General features: G+C 70.0%; 19 protein-coding genes and 2 pseudogenes. 14 read left to right on the plus strand and 7 right to left on the minus strand.

Annotated features, from left to right (window positions below; translation table 11 throughout):
* The first annotated feature begins 235 nt into the window (after positions 1 to 235).
* The 3 genes from AC5JOC_RS06840 (at position 236) to AC5JOC_RS06850 (ending at position 1,388) form a co-directional block, all read left to right on the plus strand.
* Positions 236 to 451 carry a histone-like nucleoid-structuring protein Lsr2 gene (locus tag AC5JOC_RS06840; RefSeq protein WP_064296464.1) on the plus strand — a complete coding sequence of 72 codons (216 nt, stop codon included), beginning with the start codon at positions 236 to 238 and terminating at the stop codon, positions 449 to 451.
* A gap of 95 nt (positions 452 to 546) precedes the next feature.
* The gene (locus AC5JOC_RS06845) at positions 547 to 801 is read left to right on the plus strand and encodes a hypothetical protein (protein WP_138946673.1); all 255 of its coding nucleotides are present in this window, start codon (positions 547 to 549) and stop codon (positions 799 to 801) included.
* A gap of 275 nt (positions 802 to 1,076) precedes the next feature.
* Positions 1,077 to 1,388, plus strand: a complete 312-nt coding sequence (locus AC5JOC_RS06850; RefSeq protein WP_064296463.1) for a rhodanese-like domain-containing protein — start codon at positions 1,077 to 1,079, stop codon at positions 1,386 to 1,388.
* Positions 1,389 to 1,450: 62 nt separating this feature from the next.
* On the opposite strand, the gene AC5JOC_RS06855 is transcribed toward AC5JOC_RS06850, so the two are convergent.
* Both AC5JOC_RS06855 and AC5JOC_RS06860 read right to left on the minus strand, forming a co-directional pair.
* A complete protein-coding gene (locus AC5JOC_RS06855) occupies positions 1,451 to 1,888 on the minus strand; it encodes a hypothetical protein (protein ID WP_159878169.1) in 438 nt (145 codons plus the stop codon).
* Positions 1,889 to 1,995: 107 nt separating this feature from the next.
* The gene (locus AC5JOC_RS06860) at positions 1,996 to 4,191 is read right to left on the minus strand and encodes a hypothetical protein (RefSeq protein WP_494245879.1); all 2,196 of its coding nucleotides are present in this window, start codon (positions 4,189 to 4,191) and stop codon (positions 1,996 to 1,998) included.
* A gap of 197 nt (positions 4,192 to 4,388) precedes the next feature.
* Between AC5JOC_RS06860 and AC5JOC_RS06865 the strand changes: the two genes are divergently transcribed.
* The 6 genes and pseudogenes from AC5JOC_RS06865 to AC5JOC_RS06890 all read left to right on the plus strand — a co-directional run bounded on the left by AC5JOC_RS06865 (position 4,389) and on the right by AC5JOC_RS06890 (position 10,431).
* The gene (locus AC5JOC_RS06865; RefSeq protein WP_079705485.1) at positions 4,389 to 5,018 is read left to right on the plus strand and encodes a TetR/AcrR family transcriptional regulator; all 630 of its coding nucleotides are present in this window, start codon (positions 4,389 to 4,391) and stop codon (positions 5,016 to 5,018) included.
* Positions 5,015 to 6,271, plus strand: a complete 1,257-nt coding sequence (locus tag AC5JOC_RS06870; RefSeq protein WP_274499634.1) for an MFS transporter — start codon at positions 5,015 to 5,017, stop codon at positions 6,269 to 6,271. Before AC5JOC_RS06865 ends, AC5JOC_RS06870 begins: the two co-directional genes overlap by 4 nt.
* Positions 6,271 to 7,515, plus strand: a complete 1,245-nt coding sequence (locus AC5JOC_RS06875; RefSeq protein ID WP_124768974.1) for an alanine racemase — start codon at positions 6,271 to 6,273, stop codon at positions 7,513 to 7,515. Before AC5JOC_RS06870 ends, AC5JOC_RS06875 begins: the two co-directional genes overlap by 1 nt.
* Positions 7,515 to 8,826, plus strand: a pseudogene (locus AC5JOC_RS06880) (D-arabinono-1,4-lactone oxidase). The gene AC5JOC_RS06875 and the pseudogene AC5JOC_RS06880 overlap by 1 nt, the downstream one beginning before the upstream one ends.
* Before the next feature lie 134 nt (positions 8,827 to 8,960).
* Positions 8,961 to 9,527: a LemA family protein gene (locus AC5JOC_RS06885; protein WP_064296457.1), complete on the plus strand. Its 567-nt coding sequence runs from the start codon at positions 8,961 to 8,963 to the stop codon at positions 9,525 to 9,527.
* Positions 9,528 to 9,546: 19 nt separating this feature from the next.
* Complete coding sequence (locus tag AC5JOC_RS06890; protein WP_079002033.1) at positions 9,547 to 10,431, plus strand: M48 family metalloprotease; 885 nt, start codon at positions 9,547 to 9,549, stop codon at positions 10,429 to 10,431.
* A gap of 80 nt (positions 10,432 to 10,511) precedes the next feature.
* Here the strand turns inward: AC5JOC_RS06890 and AC5JOC_RS06895 are convergent, their stop codons facing one another.
* Both AC5JOC_RS06895 and AC5JOC_RS06900 read right to left on the minus strand, forming a co-directional pair.
* The gene (locus AC5JOC_RS06895; RefSeq protein WP_192005260.1) at positions 10,512 to 12,011 is read right to left on the minus strand and encodes a zinc ribbon domain-containing protein; all 1,500 of its coding nucleotides are present in this window, start codon (positions 12,009 to 12,011) and stop codon (positions 10,512 to 10,514) included.
* Positions 12,012 to 12,049: 38 nt separating this feature from the next.
* Complete coding sequence (locus tag AC5JOC_RS06900; protein ID WP_494245883.1) at positions 12,050 to 13,396, minus strand: winged helix-turn-helix domain-containing protein; 1,347 nt, start codon at positions 13,394 to 13,396, stop codon at positions 12,050 to 12,052.
* Between the two features lie 111 nt (positions 13,397 to 13,507).
* On the opposite strand from AC5JOC_RS06900, the gene AC5JOC_RS06905 reads away from it, so the two are divergent.
* Positions 13,508 to 14,830 carry an AI-2E family transporter gene (locus AC5JOC_RS06905; protein ID WP_085510479.1) on the plus strand — a complete coding sequence of 441 codons (1,323 nt, stop codon included), beginning with the start codon at positions 13,508 to 13,510 and terminating at the stop codon, positions 14,828 to 14,830.
* Positions 14,827 to 16,083 (plus strand): threonine ammonia-lyase, encoded by a 1,257-nt coding sequence (gene ilvA, locus AC5JOC_RS06910; RefSeq protein WP_079705493.1) that lies wholly within the window; start codon positions 14,827 to 14,829, stop codon positions 16,081 to 16,083. Before AC5JOC_RS06905 ends, ilvA begins: the two co-directional genes overlap by 4 nt.
* Positions 16,084 to 16,168: 85 nt before the next feature.
* On the opposite strand, the gene greA is transcribed toward ilvA, so the two are convergent.
* Together greA and AC5JOC_RS06920 are read right to left on the minus strand one after the other, a co-directional pair.
* The gene (gene greA, locus AC5JOC_RS06915; RefSeq protein ID WP_229938696.1) at positions 16,169 to 16,660 is read right to left on the minus strand and encodes a transcription elongation factor GreA; all 492 of its coding nucleotides are present in this window, start codon (positions 16,658 to 16,660) and stop codon (positions 16,169 to 16,171) included.
* A gap of 156 nt (positions 16,661 to 16,816) precedes the next feature.
* Positions 16,817 to 17,251 (minus strand): DUF4307 domain-containing protein, encoded by a 435-nt coding sequence (locus AC5JOC_RS06920; RefSeq protein WP_159878183.1) that lies wholly within the window; start codon positions 17,249 to 17,251, stop codon positions 16,817 to 16,819.
* Between the two features lie 168 nt (positions 17,252 to 17,419).
* Between AC5JOC_RS06920 and mca the strand changes: the two genes are divergently transcribed.
* Together mca and AC5JOC_RS06930 are read left to right on the plus strand one after the other, a co-directional pair.
* Entirely contained in the window at positions 17,420 to 18,295 is an 876-nt protein-coding gene (mca, locus tag AC5JOC_RS06925; protein ID WP_079706259.1) for a mycothiol conjugate amidase Mca, read from the plus strand.
* Positions 18,292 to 18,615 (plus strand): hypothetical protein, encoded by a 324-nt coding sequence (locus AC5JOC_RS06930; protein WP_079705496.1) that lies wholly within the window; start codon positions 18,292 to 18,294, stop codon positions 18,613 to 18,615. The genes mca and AC5JOC_RS06930 overlap by 4 nt, the downstream gene beginning before the upstream one ends.
* Before the next feature lie 43 nt (positions 18,616 to 18,658).
* Here AC5JOC_RS06930 and trhA read toward each other — a convergent pair whose 3' ends face one another.
* Positions 18,659 to 19,375: a PAQR family membrane homeostasis protein TrhA gene (trhA, locus tag AC5JOC_RS06935; protein WP_079705497.1), complete on the minus strand. Its 717-nt coding sequence runs from the start codon at positions 19,373 to 19,375 to the stop codon at positions 18,659 to 18,661.
* A 73-nt stretch (positions 19,376 to 19,448) separates the two neighbouring features.
* Here trhA and AC5JOC_RS06940 point away from each other — a divergent pair.
* Positions 19,449 to 20,232 (plus strand): annotated as a pseudogene (locus AC5JOC_RS06940) (isoprenyl transferase).
* Positions 20,233 to 20,243: the final 11 nt, after the last annotated feature.

Genomic DNA, 20,243 nt, shown 5'->3' on the forward strand with positions numbered 1-20,243 from the left:
TCTGCCCTGTGGGCGCTCTGGACTACACGATCCTCATCCGGTTCCGAACCGCCAGATCATCTGAGCTCACCCTCCTCTCGCCGGGCGCAGGCATCGCTCAACGGCGCGTGATCATGCACCCCGACGAGCCCGTCCTGTTCGAGTTCACCACGATCCTCGATCCCACTCCGGTGCGGGTAGTCGTCCCCGCAGACGACGTGGACTACTGCCGCCACTCCCGTGGAAGGATGGACGCATGGCTACCCGCACGATCACGACGCTCGTCGACGACCTCGACGGTTCCGACATCCCTCGCGGGCTGGGGGAGACGGTCCGGTTCGGCATCGACGGCGAGAACTACGAGATCGACCTGACCGACGACAACGCGGCGGCACTGCGCGAGACCCTGGCGTCATACGTCGAGGCCGCACGACCCGTCATCGCTTCGGCATCGCTCCGCCGGCTGCACTGAGCGGTCGCCCGCACGGCGGTCGTACCCCTCTGCACGTTCGCCCCGATCCTGCAAGGGTCCCTGCCGGGCTTGGGGGCGCGACTAGCGTGCTCAGCATGAGTACTCCGAGCGACCACGACCACGCCCTGAACGACGACGAGCAGACGAGCAAAGACCGCACGTACAGCCCCTCCAGCGAGGCGGAGACGGCGGCCAAGCAGGACGACGGGCAGCCCGTCGTCCGTGATCCCGACATCGCCTCCGGCATGATCAACGTCGCCCCCGGGACCGGTGGTCCGGACGACACCGGCGACGTCGACGTCGACCCGGGTGAGCTCCACATCCCTCGCGATCCCGACAGCGCGCACTGAGACAACGATGCCTCGAGCGTTGACCCCCGAACGGGGTGCACGAAACGCACGACGCGAACGCGACACGGCGGTGTTGCGTCACGCAAGGTGCCTCCCGTCCGCTACCTTCGAGGTGGGGGCGTCACCCGTGAGCCGGTCCCGGAAGCCGCAAGCTTCTTGGTCGACCGGTTGCTAGACGCCTCAAGTGAGGGCGAGGTATTCGGGTTACCTCGCCCTCACGCTTGCCCGCTGCATCTTCCGGCCCGGCCGTACGTCCTCGACGGTAGGCTGAAACGATGCAGGAGATCACCCCAACCGAACTGAGCAAGCTCGAGCAGGCCGTCATCATCGACGTCCGCGAAGCCGACGAGGTCGCCGTCGCCAGCGTGCCCGGTGCCCGGCACCTGCCGATGTCGTCCTTCCTCGACCACCTCGACGAGGTGCCCCGCGAAGAGACCGTGTACGTGATGTGTCACTCCGGCGGTCGCAGTGCCCGCGTCACGGGCTACCTCGAACAGCAGGGCTATGACGCCGTGAACGTCACCGGGGGCATCTCCGAGTGGGCCGCCAGCGGCCTGCCGGTCGAGCGTCCCGCCGACGCCGGCTGAGTCGTCCCCGACGAGCGGATCGCGATGGTCGCGAGCCGTGCCGTGCGGTGCGGGCGATCGGATCAGCGCCGCTTGCGTCTCGCGATCTCGTCCGCGAGCTGCTGCACCAGGGCGGGGTCCGCGTCGCGCGCGAGGGCGACGTAGTGGTCCATGACGTCCGGGCGGTAGCGCACGGGCAACGTCTGTCCGGGGGCGAGTCGAGTGAGCTCCGTGATCGTGAAGTTCTCGTCGGCGATCCCGCGGAACGAGCGGCCGTCGGCGGTCTCCACGTCGAGCATCAGGACCAGGCGTGGATTGTTGTTGACCTCCCGCCAATCGACGAGGACACCGAGCGCCAGCGTCCCCGTCCGCAGTTCGGCGTTCCGCTTGCGAGCATCTCCGCTGAGGACCGGATTCGGGGCGACGCCGGGGAATGCGGGCCCGACGCCCAGTGCTTCCCGACTCAGGTCAGGCCTGAGCTGCGCCATGAGATCGTCGAGCTTCCTCTTCGAACCGAACATCCCGAACCCTCCCGCACCTCGGCACCGGGTTCTCGACCCGGTGTGTGGCCTTCACCGCGATTGTAGGCCAGGGCCGTTCGCGACCGCCGTCGCCGGAGGAGTCCGGCCTAGCGCGCGTCGATGAGCGGCCGGAGGTGACGGTTCCAGGCCCACGTCCCAGCTCCGACCGCCGCGAAGGCGAGCGACCCCAGCAGGAGCCCGACGAGCGTGTCACCCGCACCCGGAACCGTCGCCGTCGGGCCCAGGAGTCCGAACAGCAGTGTGAATCCCACGAACGCGCTGCCGAGCCACACCGGCCTCGACCAGGCGAGGATGGCGCGTCCACCGAGCGGCCCGAGGGGGAGGAGTGCGATCGACGCGGATCCGATCCCCGCGATCGCGGTCAGGTTCACGGCCTCGACGAGCATCGCGCCCACGCCGCCGCTCGGCTCACCGGCCAGCGCCGACACGAGCCAGGCGACCGAACCGAGCCCGGCGGCCGCAGCGATCCGGGCCAGCGCGAGGCGACCCGCGATGCGTGGCGTGATGGCATCGGAATCGGTCTCCGTCGAGGATGTCGAGCCGGCTTCATGCGTTTCGGGTCTCCGTGTGGGTCGGAGTTCGGTCAGTAGCGCGAAGAGCAGAGCCGGCTGCACGGCCAGGAGGCGTGAGAGCGCGGTGACGACACCGACCGCCACCAGTCCGCCGACACGGACGCTGACGCGCATCGAGCCCAGCCTGGCTCGGCGGGCGACGACGAGCTGCGCGAGGAGGCCCACGACGTTGATCGCGACCACGGCGATGAGTGAGGCGAACCACAGCCGGAGGTACGCCGGCTGACCGGTCACCGGGTGCGCGAACATGAGGATGCCTGCCGCGAGCACGGCGGTGACGACGGCCATCGCCGTGCGATTCGGGAGCGGGACCGACGGGACCCGCTCGAACTCGTCCCTCGGTCGGTTGCGCCCGGTCACCGCTGCACGACGACGGTCGGCGATCGTGGCGCGCCAGGGGGCGATGGAGGTAGCGAGGAGTCGGGCCGGGATCGCGATGAGCGCCACCGCCGCGAGGGCGAGGAGTGCGGCGAGCCACCAGACCGGCTGGCCGCGGCCGTCGATCGTGGAGGCGAGGGTTTGCGTGAACGGCGTCGTCCCCGACCAGAGTCCGCCACCACCGGTGGGTGGAGCGGCGCCTGGTGCCGGTTCGCCGCTCGGCGACGGGGTCGGCTGCTGCGTCCCCGGAGCGGGTGTCCCCGGCGCGGGCGCGGGCTCGGTGCCGTCGGACGGCGATGGGGAGGCGGACGGTGCCGGCGTGGCGGGCGCGGCCGATGCGTCGCCGAACGTCAGGGTGATCGCCGTACTCGCCCCGCTCGTGTTGCCCGCGGCATCCTGTTGGATCGCGAGGACGACGTGCGCGCCCGCCGGTACGCCCCCGCCCGAGCAACTCCACACGCCACCGGTGACGACCGCCGTGCAGACCGACGTCGAGTCGGCGAAGACGGTGACGGTCGCGCCCTCCTCGCCGGTGCCGGCGTAGCTTGCCGCCGAGGTCGGCATCGCCTGTCCGGCCGTCGGTGAGGACATGACAGGCGGGGCCGGAGCGTCGCGGTCGATGGTGAGCACGACCGGGGCGGACGCGTCGGAGCGCTGATTGCCGCTGAACGAAGCCTGCTGCGTCGCCGTCACGGAGACGTCGCCGGCCGGCAGCGGCTCGCCCAGCACGCAGAACCAGCTTCCGGAGCTGTCCGCCGCGAAACTGCAGGTGGCACCGGAGTCGGCGCGGACCGTCACCGTCGCTCCGGGGTGGGCGGTGCCGCGGACGCCGCCGTTGCTCGGCGTCCCCTCGGTGATGGTGGGCGGGCCGAGCGCGGACACGGAGATCTGCGCGGAGAGCGTCTCCGGGCCGCCGACCTCGACGGCGGTGATGAGCAGTCCGCCGCCGTCGGGCAGGTCGATCGAGCAGGACCACTCGGTGCTGTCGTCCTGCGGCAGGATGCAGACCGGCTCGAGACCGTCGCCGACCTGCAGCTGGACCCCCGTGCCGGCGTCCTTCGTCCCGGTGACCGTGGTGCTGCCGCTGCCGATGAAGGAACCGGAATCGGGGCTCGTGATGGTCGGCCCGTCGAGCGGCGGTGGTGTCGGCGTCGCAGCGCTCTCGCTCGGGGTGGGGAGCGGTTCGGGCGTCGCCGATGCAGGGCCCGCGACGGTCGTCGTCCAGAGTCCGGCCGAGAGGAAGACGGCGAGGAGGATCGCGACGCGTCCGATCGAGCGATTCGATCGGACTCCTGTTCCTGCGCGCGCGTGTTCCCCGGTCACCGTCTCCATTCCCCCAAGATCACCGCGGGAAGTCAACCTCCCGCGCCAGATCGGGTCACATTCTCGGCCGATCCGCACGGGAAAACCGTCGCGACAGGTGCGCTCGGGCCGGCGGTCCGCCATACTTGCGCGACTGGGTCATCCGTCCCAGTCGAGTCGACCGCGATGGAGCGGCACGACCCGTAGGCGCCCCGGGAAGGGTTGCGATGCCGAGGATCTCCGTTGTCGACCGACGAGCCGAGCTGATCAGCGCCGCCCTCCGCGTCGTCGCAGCCGAGGGCGTCGCCGCCGCCACGACCAGGGCCATCGTGGCCGAGGCCGGGATGTCGCTCGCCAGCTTCCACTACGCCTTCGCCTCCCGCGACGAGCTCCTCGCCGAACTGGTCGCACACGTCGTCGAGCATGAACGCGTCGTCCTCGACGTCGGCGAGCTGCTGACGGACGAGGAGGCCAGTCAGGAGCATCCGCCCACCCTCGAGGCCGTCGTCCGTGCCGGCCTCGAACGCTACGTCGACCTCCTCCGCGCCGATCCGGCTCGGGAGGCGGCGATGCAGGAGCTCAGCGCCTACGCGATGCGGACGCCGGGCCTCGAGCACCTCGCGCTCGAGCAGTACCGACGGTACGAGGAGCTCGCGTGTGAGGCGCTCGCGCTCGCCGCCACGGTCAGCGGCAGCACCTGGACGCAGCCCGTCGACGAGATCGCGCGGACCGTCATCGCCTTCACCGACGGCCTGACACTCGGCTGGCTGGTGCGACGCGACGATGCCGAAGCCCGGCGACTCGTCGGGACGGTGGCGCACCTCGTCGCGACCCTCGCCGAACCGGGGCCGAGATGAGCGGCCTCGGCACCGCAGCCGTCGACCACCCGGCCGACCGACGGGTCACCGGGCGCTGGGTCGCCGCCTTCGCGGTCGCCTGGCTGGGCGTCTGGATGGCCCAGCTCGCCCCGCTGCAGCTCCTCCTGCCCGCGCAGATCGACGCGACGCTCGCTCCCGAGCACTGGGTGGACAGCGTCGTCGCCTTCGGTGTCGTCGCCGGGGCGGCCGGACTCTGCTCCATCGTCGTGTATCCGCTGACGGGCGCCCTGTCCGACCGCACACGGTCGCGGTTCGGGAGACGCCGCCCGTGGATCGCAGCTGGTGCGCTCGTCTTCGCCCTGGGGCTCGTCCTCCTCGGACTCCAGACCGGCATCGTCGGCATCGGCGTCTGCTGGTGCCTCGCCATCATCGGCTTCTGCATCCTGGGAGCGGCGCTCACCGCGACCATCTCCGATCAGGTGCCCGTGGGGCAGCGCGGCTTCGTCTCGGGGTGGATCTCCGCTCCGCAGGCCGTCGGGGTCATCCTCGGCATCGCCCTCCTGCTCCTGCTCGGCACCCAGATGGTCGTGGGGTACCTGGCGCTCGCCGTCCTCCTCATCGTGCTCGTCGTGCCCTTCCTCCGGCTGCCCGATCCACTCCCGACGGGTGATCGACCCGTGCCACTCACCGTGCACGCGCTCCTGGAGAGCCTCTGGATCTCACCGCGACGCCATCCCGACTTCGCCTGGACCATGCTCAGCCGCGTCCTCGTGAACCTCGGCAACGCCTTCAGCACCTCGCTGCTGTTCTACTTCCTGCTCTTCGGGCTCGGGGACGCCGACGCCGAGACCGACCTCCTGCTGGTCACGGTCGTCTACACGGTGTTCGTCGTCGGGTCCTCGATCCTGCTCGGCCGACTGTCCGACCGCATCGGCCGACGACGAGTCTTCGTCGTCGCGGCCTCCGCCTCACAGGCGCTCGCCGCACTCCTGCTCGCGATCTGGCCCTCGCTGCCGATGGGGTTCGTGTCGGCGGCGCTCATCGGGCTCGGCTACGGCTGTTTCATGTCGGTCGACCAGGCGCTCGCGACGCAGGTCCTGCCGGACCCGGCGTCGCACGGCAAGGACCTCGGCATCATGAACATCGCCCAGGCGGTGCCGCAGGCGGTCGCTCCGCTCATCGGCGCCTGCCTCGTCGCCTGGCTCGGCGGATTCGCCGGCCTCTACCTCGTCTCCGCGGCCTGCGCCGTCGCAGGGGCGGTCGCCGTCACCCGAGTACGAGGAGTGCGCTGATGAGCATCGAACTGACCGCCGGCGGCCGGGTGTCCGACCCGATGCCCTGGCTCGACCCGAGACGGTACTGGGGCGGTATCGAGCGGGCCGTGTCGGACGTCGACTCGCCCGTCGCCGTCCTGCAGCTCGGAGCCCTCCGCCACAACACGCACGACATGCTCCGACGGGCCGCGGGGAAACCGATCCGCGTCGCCAGCAAATCCATCCGTGTCCGAGCGGTGATCGACGCGCTCCTCAGACAACCCGGGTACGCCGGCGTGCTGGCCTACTCCCTGTCCGAGGCGCTCTGGTTGTCCGAGACGGTGGACGACATCGTGGTCGGCTACCCGACGGCGGAGCGGGGCGCCATCGCGCGGCTGGCAGCCGACGAACGGGCGGCCTCGCGGATCACCCTCATGATCGACTCCCTCGACCACCTCGACCTCGTCGACGCGGTGACACCTCCGGAGCGACGTGCACGCATCCGCGTGTGCATCGAGCTCGACGCCTCGTTCCGCGCGCCCGCCCTCGGCCACGTCGGTGTCCGCCGCTCGCCCCTGCGCACGCCGGACGAGGTCCGGGCTCTCGCGGAGGCGGTCGTCGCCCGACCCGGTTTCAGCCTGGTCGGGATCATGGCCTACGAGGCGCAGATCGCCGGGCAGGGGGACGACCTCGCGGGTCGACCGGCGTGGTCGGCTGCGCTCCGCGCGATCCAGCGGCGCTCGTGGGCCGAACTCCGGGAACGTCGTGCCGCCGTGGTCGCGGAGGTCCGAGCGGTCGCGGAGCTGGAGTTCGTCAACGGCGGCGGGACGGGATCCCTGGAGCTCACCGCGTCCGACGACTCGGTGACCGAGATCGCCGCCGGGAGTGGCGTCTTCGGCGGACACCTCTTCGACCACTACCGGGCGTTCACCCCGGCACCGGCCGCGGCATTCGGTCTGTCGGTCGTCCGGAAGCCGTCGCCGGAGCTCGCGACGATCCTCGGCGGCGGATGGGTCGCCTCCGGTCCGCCAGGGCTCGACCGCCTCCCGCTCATCGCGTGGCCGGAGGGCCTCGAGATGCTCCCGCGGGAGATGGCCGGCGAGGTGCAGACGCCGGTCTCCGGGGCTGCGGCTGCGTCGCTCCGGCTCGGTGACCGCGTCTGGTTGCGGCACACGAAGTCCGGGGAGCTCAGCGAACGGGTGGACGCCTTCCACGTGGTCGGGGACGACGGGGTGGAAGCCGTCCTACCGACGTACCGCGGCGAAGGGCAGGGGTTCGTCTGATGGGGAAGACGACAGCGTGGACGAACTGGGCGCGGACCGAGCGGGCGTGGCCCGTGCGGGTCGAGCGGCCCGACTCGGTCGGCGCGGTGCAGCGCCTCGTGCGTGCCGCAGCGGGGGCGGGCCTTCCGATCAAGGCGGTCGGAGCCGGACACAGCTTCACCGGGATCGCCGTGGCGCCCGGTGTGCTGCTCGAGCTCGACGCCCTGAGCGGCCTGGTCCGGGTCGATCGGGAACGCAGCCGCGTGACCCTCCGCGCCGGCACGCGCCTCCATGACATCCCGCGCCTCCTCGAACCGTTCGGTCTCGCCATGCCGAACCTCGGCGACATCGACCGGCAGTCCGTCGCCGGCGCGATCTCCACCGGCACACACGGGACCGGGATGGCGTTCGGCGGCATCGCGACGCAGGTCGTCGGGGTGACGATGGTGACGGCGGACGGCGAGCTGCTGACGTCGGACGCCGAGCAGGAACCAGGGCTCCTCCCGGCGCTGGCGCTCGGGCTCGGCGCGCTCGGGATCCTCGTCGAGGTCACGCTGCAGTGCGTCCCGGCGTTCGTGCTGCACGCGGTGGAACGGCCGGAGCCGCTCGACGAGCTGCTGCCCGACGCTGCTCGACCGGGCCGCCGCCGTCGACCACTTCGAGTTCTACTGGTTCCCGCACACCGCGACCGCCCTGACCAAGACGAACCACCGGTTGCCGGGTGACGCGCCCACCAGGCCACTCCGCCCGGTCGCGAAGTGGGTCGACGACACGCTCCTCGCCAACGGGGTCTACCGGGTCCTCTGCAACACGGGCGTCGTCGCGCCGGCCATCGTCCCGCGCGTGAACCGGCTCGCGGACCGCCTCGTCGGCGACCGTGAGTTCACCGATCGGTCGACGCGCGTGTTCACCACGAGCCGCACGGTGCGGTTCGTGGAGATGGAGTACGCGGTGCCGCTCGAGCACCTCCCGACCGCGTTCGCCCGGATCCGCGCGCTCATCGAGGAGCGGGGGTGGCGGATCTCCTTCCCCATCGAGGTCCGGGTCGCAGCGGCCGACGAGCTGTGGCTCTCCACGGCATCAGGACGAGCGACCGGATACGTCGCCGTGCACCGCTTCTTCCGCGAGGACCCGGGGGAGTACTTCCGCGCCGTCGAGGCGATCATGATCGAGTTGGGCGGTCGGCCCCACTGGGGCAAACTGCACGGCCGTGACGCGTCGTCCCTGCGTGGCGCCTATCCTCGCTTCGACGAGTTCGTCCGCCTCCGCGACCGCCTCGACCCCGGCCGCCTGTTCGGGAACCGGTACCTCGCCCGCGTCCTCGGCGAGTGACGGCCCGCCGGGTGTCCGGTGCGTCCGCGCTGCACGCCTGCTGCGTGCTTCCTCCGAACTCCCCAAGGGCACCGGCGGGTCGCAGGTAGAATGAGCAGACCCGCTCTCCATCGACTCACAAGGAGCCCATCCTCATGGAATGGCTGATCCCAGTCCTCATCGTCGTCGCCCTGGTCGTCATCGTCGGCATCTACTTCTGGGTGACGTACAACTCGCTCGTGACGCTGAACGTGCGGGTCGAGGAAGCATGGAGCGACATCACCGTCCAGCTGAAGCGACGCGCCGACCTCATCCCGAACCTCATCGAGGCGGTCAAGGGGTATGCGGCGCACGAGAAGGCCGTGTTCGAGAACGTGACGAAGGCTCGTGCCGAGACGCTCACCGCGCAGGGGCCGGCGGCCGTGAGTGAGGCCGAGACCCACATGCAGCAGGCGCTGAAGAGCATCTTCGCCGTCGCGGAGGCCTACCCGCAGCTCCAGGCGAGCCAGAACTTCCTCCAGCTCCAGTCCGAGATCGTCGACACCGAGGACAAGATCCAGGCCTCGCGCCGCTTCTACAACGGCGGTGTCCGGGAGCTGAACACCAAGGTCAAGGTGTTCCCGAACAACCTGTTCGCCAAGGGCCTCGGGTTCTCGGAGCACGACTTCTTCGAGGTCACCGACAACGCGGCGATCGCCGAACCGCCGCGCGTCCAGTTCTGACGTGCGGTAGCGCAGTCCCATGTACCGCGCCATCGCCAGGAACAAGCTCAACACGGTCCTGATCTTCGTCGTCTTCCTGGTCATCATCGGCGGCCTCGGTTGGCTCGCGGGGTATCTCTACCAGAACCTGACGATCACGATCGTGGTGCTCGTCGTGGCCGTCGTGTACGCGGTGATCCAGTACTTCTTCGCCGGGCGGCAGGCCATCGCGATGACCGGTGCGCAGCGCATCGAGCTGGCCGACAACCCGAGGCTGTACCGCATCGTCGAGAACCTCGCGATCACCACCGGGACGCCGATGCCCGAGGTGTACCTCATCGCCGACCCGGCGCCCAACGCCTTCGCGACGGGTCGCGACCCCCAGCACGCGATGGTGGCCGCGACGACCGGCCTCCTCGAGATCCTCAACGACGCCGAGCTGGAGGGGGTCATGGCCCACGAACTCGGTCACGTCCGCAACTACGACATCCGCGTGTCCATGGTCGTCTTCGGGCTCGTCGTCGCGATCGGGTTCCTCTCCGACATGCTCCTCCGGATGACGATCTGGGGTGGCGGCAACCGGAACAACAACAACGGCGGCAACCCCGTCATGCTGATCATCGGCATCGTGGCGATGCTCGTGGCACCGCTGCTCGCGACGCTCGTCCAGCTGTCCATCTCACGGCAGCGTGAGTACCTCGCCGACGCGACGGGCGCCCTCACGACCCGTCACCCGGAAGCGCTCGCGAGCGCGCTGGGGAAGCTCGCCGCCTACGGTCGACCGATGGCGAAGCAGAACTCGTCCATGGCGCACCTCTGGATCTCCGACCCGTTGAAGCCCGGCGCGGTCGCCCGCTTGTTCAGCACCCACCCGCCGCTCGTCGAACGGATCAAGCGCCTGAGCACCATCGGCGGCGGCTTCTAGGCGAGGGCCTCCCGGCCCCGGACACACGAATGGGGCGGCACCCGGAGGTGCCGCCCCATTCGGCGTTCAGGCGAGAACCGTTACTCGGTCTGCTCGTCGGAGTCGAACGTCACCGTGACCTTGTCGTCGGCGTCGATCGTGATCTTGCCGGGGAAGTTCAGGTACGTGTCCCACACCTGCTGACCCGCCACGGCGCTGCCGTACCAGGAGGCGTCGAACGAGCCGTCGATCCGGCCGTCCGAGGTGTAGAAGTACGAACCGCTCTCATCGACCTCGACGGTCGGGGGAGAGGTGAGCGTCCAGGTCACCGGGCCGACACTCGTGAACTGCTTCTGCTGCCAGTCCGGCATGACGCCACAGGTGGTGTCGAGCGTGGTGGCGTCGAGGCACTTCTCGATCATCGCGACGACCTGCTTCGTGACCTCGGTCGTGAGTGCCTCGGTGGCGGTCACGTCGATGTCGATGAAGGCCGAACCCTCGCCGGCGCTGTACGAGCTCAGCGTGATGGTCTGGGCGTCGCCCTGCAGGAACTTGCTCTCCGGCGGAGCGACCGTGTAGATGGCCGGGTAGGCGAACAGGCTCTCGTCGGACGCGCCGTCGAAGTTGACGCCGTTGACGCTGAACGCCGTGCCACCGAGACCGGTGTAGACGTTGATGCTGCCGACGAGGGAGCTGGCGAGCTTCCACTGGTCGAAGAACAGGAACTGCTTGCCTTCGCTCTCGAGCGTGACCGAGTCCTCGTACTTCTTGCCACCGAGTTCGTACGTGACCTGCACGCGTGCCTCGCCGTTGCGGTTGTAGACGCGGCCGACCTCAGGGTTCTTGATGCGCTCGTCGGCGCCCTTCAGGACCTCGTTGGTGAGCAGTGCGGTCGGCTTGACGGCGGCCGGAGCCTCGGCTTCGGCGTCCGCATCCGGATCGGCCGACGCGGACGGGTCCGGGGTGGCCTCGGGCTCTGCGGACTCGTCGTCGGTGCTGCCGACGATCGAGGGGTCCGGTGCGACGAGGCTCGTCGCGAGCTTCGCGTCGCCGGCGGCGATGGCCTTGAGGTATTCCTCGACCTTCGCCTGCGGGCCGAACGCCGTGGTGTTCAGCACGCTGATGGTGATGGCGGCGGCGGCGATGAGTACGAGTGCACCACCGGCGATCGACGACCACAGGATGATCCGCTTCTTCTGCTTCGGGTCCATCGGCTGCTTCGGAGCGCCGGTCGCGTACGGGTTCTGCGCCGTCGCGTACTGGCCGTTGGGCTGCTGGCCCTGCTGGCCCTGCTGGTACGGGTTCTGGGCGCCGGGCTGCTGACCGGTCTGCTGACCGTAGGGAGCCGGGGGCGCCTGGTTCGGCGTCTGCTGCTGCCCGGACTGGTACGGGTTCTGCTGACCCTGCTGGTACGGGTTCGGCGTCTGCTGCTGGCCCTGCTGGTACGGGTTCGGCGTCTGCTGCTGTCCGGACTGGTACGGGTTGGGCTGCTGCTGACCCTGCTGGTACGAGGGCTGCTGGTCGCCCTGGGACGGCTGGTTGTGCTGCTCGCCCGGGTTCGGTCGGCCTGGTTGCTGTGGTGTGGTGTCGTCGTTGCTCATGGGCGGGTTCCCCTCGTTTCGGACCATGAAGGTGCTCATCAACTTAGCAGTCGGTGTGCATCCCCTGAGAGTGATTGCGCCTCCTGAGCATGGGGAGTAGTACCCATCTCCGGCGCGCGCGAGCCGGGGACGAGCCGGGTGCCGACCGCATGCGCGAGGGGCGCCGCCAGCGTCCCGCGGTCGACGACGACCACCGCGTCGAGTCCCTGCCAGCGGGCCGTCTGTTCGAGGAGCTCCGCGAGGCGTCCTGCGATCGCGTCGTCGGCGACGGGACGAAGCCCTCTGGCGACGGCATCCTGGTGTCCACGCTCGAACCAGGCGGACTGGACCCGCAGGACCCCGGCCTGGCGGTCGCTCTTCAGATCGACGCGCGCGACGATCTCGCCGTCGATGAGAACCGGTAGCACGTAGTAGCCGTAGACGCGCTTGGGCTCCGGCGTGTAGATCTCGATCCGGTAGTGGAGTCCGAACATGCGGAGGGCGCGTTCGCGGAACCAGACGACGGGGTCGAACGGGCTGAGCAGCGCGGCCCCCTCGATCCGTCGCGGCCGTCGGGCGTCGCGGTGCAGCCACGCTTCCTGCGGCCCACCGCGTCGGTCCCAGCCGGCCACGGTCACGGGTTCGAGGACACCGGCGTCCACGAGCTCGTCGACAGCTCGGCGGACCGCGGTCTGCGGCTTGATCCGGAAGTAGTCCGCGAGGTCCGCGACGGTCGCGACGCCCTGCGCTGCCGCTGCCTGCTCGACGAGCGCACGGATCGCGTCGGGCCGGGCGACGTCGAGGTCGAGGAGGTGCTGCGGCAGCACGTGCTCGGCCAGCGCGTACCGGCGCTCGAACCGGTCGCGACCGGCCGTGACCACCTCGCCGTAGAGGAACAGGACCTCCAACGCCCGTTTCACATCGGACCATCCCCACCAGGGTCCGCGTCGGACGTTCGCGTCGTGTTCGATCTCGCTCGCCTTCAGCGGCCCCTCGACGCGCAGGAGCGCTCGGACCCAGTCCAACATCTCCGTGTTCTGGCTCGCCCAGGTGGTCTCGTCGCCGACATGCTTCGCGCGGTGCGCGTCCATCCGCCACCGGAACAACGGCCACGAGTCGCGGGGGATGAAGGCCGCCTCATGCGCCCAGTACTCGAGGTAGGGCGCGTCGGCTCCGAGGGTCAGCCGATCCAGCAGCGTCTTGTCGTATCCGCCGAGCCTCGCGAACAGCGGCAGGTAGTGACTGCGCTCGAACACGTTGACGGAGTCGATCTGCAGGAGACCCAGGCGATCGATCGTCGAGCGCAGGGTGCGGGTACCCGCCGGAGTCGTGCGCTGCGGGGCGCCGAACCCTTGCGCACCGAGCGCGATCCGTCGGGCGAGGGCGGGGGAGAGGGAAGCGGACACGGCCCGACGCTAGCACCGGCGTCGGACACCCGCCGTGCACCGGCGGAAGCACCGCCGCCCGACCGGCGTCCGCATGCGCTCACCGGCATGTGCCAGCCATACACTTGAGCAATGGCGGACGACACTCCGAAGACCTGGTGGGGACGCTTCCTTCCCGAAGCGGCCTCGCCCGTGCGCGAACCGGACCTGAGCGGATCGAGCAGCGTCCCGCGCGGCATGCGCGTGGCCGCAGCGTGGTCCTGGCGGATCCTGCTGGTGGCCGCGGTCGTCGCGCTGCTCGTCTTCCTCGTCGTGCAGCTCCGCCTCATCGTGATCCCGCTGCTCATCGCCGTCCTCGTCTCCGCGCTCCTGAAGCCCGTCGTCGACGTCCTGGTGCGGCACCGCTGGCCGAAGGGTCTCGCCATCGCGCTCGCGATGGTCGGCACGCTCTCCGTGGTGAGCGGACTGATCTTCCTCGCGATCTCGCAGATCACCTCGCAGTTCGCCTCCGTGCAGGCCCGCACCATGACCGCCTACGGCGACTTCAAGGCCTTCCTGCTCGCCAGTCCGTTGCACGTGACCGAGACACAGCTCAACGACTTCATCGCCCAGGCGTTCGACTCGCTCCAGCAGGACAGCCAGGTCCTGCTCTCGGGCGCCCTGTCGATCGGTTCGACGCTCGGCCATGTCGCGACGGGCGTCTTCCTGACGCTCTTCTGTCTGCTGTTCATGCTCATCGACGGTCGGACGATCTGGCGTTGGACGGTGCGCGTCTTCCCGCAGCGGGCACGCCCCGCGGTCGACAGCGCCGGTCGCGCAGGCTGGCGGACGCTCGGCAACTACGTCCGCACGCAGATCCTCGTGGCCTCGATCGACGCGGTCGGTATCGGACTCGGCGCGTTCTTCCTCGGCGTCCCGCTCGCGATCCCGGTGGCCGTGCTCGTCTTCCTCGGCTCGTTCGTGCCGATCGTCGGCGCCGTGGTGACCGGCGCCGTGGCCGTCTTCCTCGCGCTCGTCTACAACGGTCCCGTCATCGCGCTGCTCATGCTCGGCGTCGTGCTCCTCGTCCAGCAGCTCGAGGGCCACGTCCTGCAGCCGCTCATCATGGGTACGGCCGTCAAGGTCCACCCGCTCGCCGTCGTCCTCGCCGTCGCGGGCGGCACGCTCGTCGCCGGCATCCCCGGCGCCCTGTTCGCGGTGCCCGTGGTGGCCGTGATCAACGTGATGGTCCACACCATCGCCAGCGGCACCTGGCGGACCGGCGGCAGTGCTCCTCCGGAACCGGGTGCCGACGGCGCCATCTGGCAGACCGTCCCGAGCCCCAGGCGAATCCGTCCGGGCTCCCGCTCGTCCCACGAGCCGCAGGATCGCCCAGGCGATCAGGAGCCCCAGCACCCCAGCGAAGACCTCCGAGAGACCTCGTCCCCAGAAAGTCCAGGACCCCGCACACCATGACCGATTCAACGACCACCACACCCGTGTTCCCCGGCCCGTCGCTCGCCGCGTTCGAGCGAGCCAGGGACACCCTCGTCGGCACCGTCCAGCGCACGCCGATGGAGAGCTCCCGCTACCTCGCCGACGTCCTCGGCGTGCCCGTGCACCTCAAGTGCGAGAACCTCCAGCGCACCGGCTCCTACAAGATCCGCGGCGCGTACAACCGCATGTCCAGCCTGACCCCCGAGGAGCGGGCGCGCGGCGTCGTCGCGGCCTCAGCGGGCAACCACGCGCAGGGTGTCGCCTTCGCCGCCCGTGAGCTCGGCATCACCGCGACCATCTTCATGCCGGTCGGCGTCCCGCTCCCGAAGCTCGCCGCCACGCGCGACTACGGTGCGCACGTCATCCTGCGCGGCCACACGGTGGCGGAACCGCTGATCGCCGCCGCCGAGTTCGCCGCGGAGACCGGTGCCATCCTCATCCCGCCGTTCGACCACCCGGACGTCATCACCGGGCAGGGCACGCTCGGGCTCGAGATCCTCGAGGAGGTCCCCGACGTCGAGACGGTCATCGTGCCGATCGGCGGCGGCGGGCTCATCTCGGGTGTCGCGGGTGTCATGAAGCAGCGCGCGGCCCTCGAAGGACGCACCATCCGCGTGATCGGCGTCCAGGCGGCGAACGCGGCCGCGTACCCGGCGTCGCTGGAAGCCGGAACCCCGACGACCATCACCGTGCAGCCGACCATCGCCGACGGCATCGCCGTGGCCCGTCCCGGTGAGCTCAACTTCGAGATGATCAGCGCCCTCGTCGACGAGGTCGTCACCGTCAGCGAAGACGACCTCGCCCGGGCGATCGTCGTCCTCCTCGAGCGCGCCAAGCTCGTCGTCGAACCTGCCGGAGCCGCCGGTGTCGCGGCGATCCTGGCCGGGAAGATCGAACCGACCGGCACGACGGTCACCATCCTCTCCGGCGGCAACATCGACCCGCTCCTGCTCCAGCGGGTCGTCAGTCACGGCCTCGCGGCGTCGGACCGCTACCTGACGCTGCGCATCCCGCTGCCCGACCGACCGGGGCAGCTCGCACGGACGGCGGAGCTCGTCGCGCAGGCCAACGCGAACGTCATCGAGGTGCTGCACACCCGACACGGCCACGGCTTGCAGATCAGCGACGTCGAACTCGAGCTCAGCATCGAGACGCGCGGGCCCGACCACCGCGACCTCGTCGTGCAGACGCTCCGCGAGGCGGGGTACGACCCGCAGATCGTCGACGACTGATCCGACCGACGGAACGCAGCAGGGCCCCGCCGTGTCGGCGGGGCCCTGCTGCGTCTGGTCGGTCGCGAAGGCGCGACGTACCGGATCAGGAACCGGTGTAGGTCTCCACCGCGCTGATCGACACGGTGATCTCCTTGCCGTTCGGCGCCTCGTAGGTGGTCTTCTCGCCGATCTTCAGACCGAGGATGGCGGCGCCGAGCGGGCTGCCCTCGCTGTAGACGTCGAGGTCGGTGTTGCCGGCGATCTCGCGGCTGCCGAGGAGGAACCGCTCCTCGCCGCCCGCGACGACGGCCGTGATGACGGTGCCGGACTCCACGACACCACTGGACTGCGGTGCCTCGCTCACCTTGGCGTCGCGCAGCATCTGCGTGAGCGTCCGGATGCGGGCCTCCTGCTTGCCCTGCTCGTCCTTCGCGGCGTGGTAGCCGCCGTTCTCCTTGAGGTCGCCCTCTTCGCGAGCCGCTTCGATGCGCTTGGCGATCTCCTCGCGGCCCGTCGTGCTGAGGTGCTCGAGTTCCGCCTGCAGCCGGTCGAAGGCCTGCTGGGTGAGGAACGTCTCCTGGATCTGCTCGGACACGATGGAACTCCTTTGCATGGTGGGTCCGCACACGACGGCCGAAACGCCCGTCATATGCCAGACGCCCCGGCGGAATGCCGGGGCGTATGAAGTACTGCCTTCGAGTATCGCACGATCGGCGCGCGAGTGCGGTGCACGCGCCGACGCCGTCGCGGGTCAGGAGCGGCGCTCGACCACCCAACAGGTGTCGACGACGCCGGTGTTGCTGAGCTCCGTGGTGCGGACGCTCTCCGTGAAGGTGCGGGTGCGCTGCTCGGACGGCGGCAGCTCGACGACCTTCCATCCGACGACCGCGAACTGCTCGTTGAGCGCCTGGACCGAGCAGGCCATGGGGGTGTCCTGCGGACCGGTGACCTCGAAGGACACGCTGACCATCGTGTCGTCGACGATCTCGTGCGCCGTGTTGCGCGACTCGATGCTCGGCCGACTGCCGTCGAGACCGGCCCACACGACCCACGCGATGAAGACGACGGCGAACGCGGCGGCGGCCAGCCAGATCAGGCGGCGGTCGCGGGCACGGTTGCCAGGGGTGCGTCCGTATCGCGCCGCGATGGCGTCCTGAGGGCCGGCATCCTGCAGGGGAGAGGTCACGTCACGGGCTCCGGTTCGAACGGTTAAGCTGGACCAGGAGTGCGAGACGCCTCGAGGTCGACACCTCAAGCGTATTGCCTCTTCCTGGATGCGGAGTCCCGACCGCGTCGTCACGTCACGAGTCGCGAAGCGGTCCCCTCGCGCAGACCAGCCGGAAGGCGGAGCACCATGACCATGAGACTGCTCGCCGTGCACGCGCACCCCGACGACGAGTCGAGCAAGGGTGCGGCGACCCTCGCGCACTACCGGAGCCTCGGCGCCGAGGTCATGGTCGTCAGCTGCACCGGTGGTGAACGCGGCGACCTCCAGAACCCCGGACTCGCCGACGTCGCGATGATCGAGCGCGACCTCCCCGGCTACCGTCGCCTCGAGATGGCCGCGGCGCAGGAGATCCTCGACATCGAGCACCGGTGGCTCGGCTATCAGGACAGCGGGATGGCCCGCGACGACGGCACGGTCCCACCCGCGAGCTTCGCCGACATCCCCCTCGAGGTCTCGACCGGTGTGCTCGTGCGCATCGTCCGCTCCTTCCGGCCGCAGGTCATCATCACCTACGACGAGAACGGGGGCTACCCGCACCCCGACCACATCCGGTGCCACGAGGTGAGCGTCGCGGCGTTCGAAGCGGCGGCAGATCCCACGCGCTATCCCGAAGCGGGCGAGCCCTGGCGGGTCGACAAGCTGTACTACGACCGCTCGTTCAGCCCCGCCCGGCTCGAGGCCGTGTACGCCTACCTGTTGGAGCACCACCCCGACGACCCGGCGGTCGAGCGACTGGCCGAGATGCGCGAGTGGATGGCCGGCCGGCCCGATCTCGCGACGACGCACGTGCGCGTCGGCGACTTCTTCGAGGCGCGCGACGCCGCGCTCCGGGCGCACGGCAGCCAGGTGCCGCCAGACTCACCGTTCTTCTTCTGGCCCAACGACGTCCTCCGTGCCGCATGGCCGTTCGAGGACTACCAACTGGTCACGTCGCACGTCGCGTCGACCACCCCAGAGTCGGAGCTGTTCGACGGCATCGACACCAGCGAAGGAACCGCATGATGCACCACCTGTTCACCGAGGTCCTGTTGGCGGTCACGCCGTCGCCGTCGCCCTCGCCGGCGTTCGACGAGAACCAGGTGACGCCGGGACCGTGGGGCTTCGTGATCACCTTCGCCATCGCCGGCGTCGTCGTGTTCCTCGTCATCGACATGGTGCGTCGCGTGCGCCGGGTCAACTACCGCGCGGAGATCGACGAGCGGCTCCAGGCCGAGGTCGCCGAGCGGGCAGCCGCGGACCGCGCGGGGAGCGACACCGGTGAGGCGGCCCCCGCAGGCGTCGAGGACGACCCTCGCCCGCCGTCGGACCAGTCGGCCCGCTGACACCACCACCGCGACGCCTCGCCGCGCGCCGGGCCGCCGGTCGTCAGCGGTTGTAGACCGGGTCGATCGCGATCAGCAGGATCCCGGTCCAGTGGCAGAGGAACGCGAGCACCGTGCACAGGTGGAAGAGCTCGTGGAACCCGAACCGCCCCGGCCAGGGGTTCGGTCGCTTCATCGCGTACATGACCGCGCCGACCGTGTAGAACAGGCCACCGGCGGCGACGAGCACCATCGTGGCGAAGTTGCCGCGGGCGATGTCGCCGAGGTACGCGACCGCACCCCACCCGAGTGCCAGGTAGAGCGGGACGTAGAGCCACCGCGGGGCGTTGATCCAGAACACGCGGAAACCGATGCCGAGGAGCGCGCCGCCCCAGACGAGCACGAGCAGGAGGTTGCCCTGCGCCGGTGGTAGCGCGAGCACGGCGAGCGGCGTGTAGGTGCCGGCGATCAACAGGAAGATGTTGGCGTGGTCGATCCGCTTGAGGAGGAGCTTGACCGAGGGGCGCCAGGAGAACCGGTGGTACAGCGCCGAGTTCCCGAAGAGCAGCATCGAGGTGAGCACGAAGACCGTCGAACTCCACTTCGCGGCCGCGCCCTGTGCGAGCACGACGAGGACGATCCCGGCGACGATCGAGATGGGGAAGATCCCGGCGTGCAGCCATCCGCGCCAGGTCGGTTTGACCTCCTCCGGTGCGGCGGCATCGTCGGCGGCGACCTCGAGCAACGGCAGCTTCGGCAGCTCGGGGTCTCCACTCGTCATGGGTCCAGGATACGGGGTGGCACGGAACGCGTACTGGGAGCGATGCAGGAAACTGCACTAGCGTTGCAGGGTGATGACGAGGCATTCCGCACCGGTGGACGGCTTCCTGTACGGCGTCTACGCACGGCGCCTCCGGAAGGCGCTCACTCCGCAGACGCTGCCGCACCATGTCGCGATGATCATCGACGGCAACCGGCGGTGGGCCAAGCAGCTCGGGTACGACACAGCGGCGCACGGCCACCGGGCCGGTGCGGCGAAGATGCGCGAGTTCCTGACCTGGTGCGACGACCTCGGCATCGGCGTCGTCACCCTGTACCTGCTGTCGAGCGACAACCTGGTGAACCGCGCACCGGACGAGCTGGACGACCTCGTCGACATCATCGCCGACCTCGCCGAGGGGCTGTCGCACTACCGTGACTGGCGCGTGAAGCACGTCGGTTCGAGCGACGGTCTCCCGGAGTCGCTGCGCACGGCGTTGACGAGCGCGGAGGAGCGCACGGCCGACCGTGCCGGCATGCACATCAACCTCGCGGTCGGCTACGGCGGTCAGCACCGAGATCGTGGACGCGATGCGCGCCATCGTCGCCAAGCACCACCTCGAGGGTCGGAGCCTGGAAGACCTCGCGGCGCTGCTCACCCCCGACCTCATCGGTGAGCACCTCTACACGGGAGGCCAGCCCGACCCCGACCTCGTCATCCGCACCAGCGGCGAACAGCGGATGAGCGACTTCATGCTCTGGCAGAGCGCCCACAGCGAGTTCTACTTCGTCGAGGCGCTCGGGCCCGACCTCCGCGAGGTCGACTTCCTCCGCGCCCTCCGCGACTTCTCCAGGCGGCAGCGGCGGTTCGGCGGATGAGCCGGTCCGAC

Source organism: Plantibacter sp. (genome assembly GCF_059073635.1).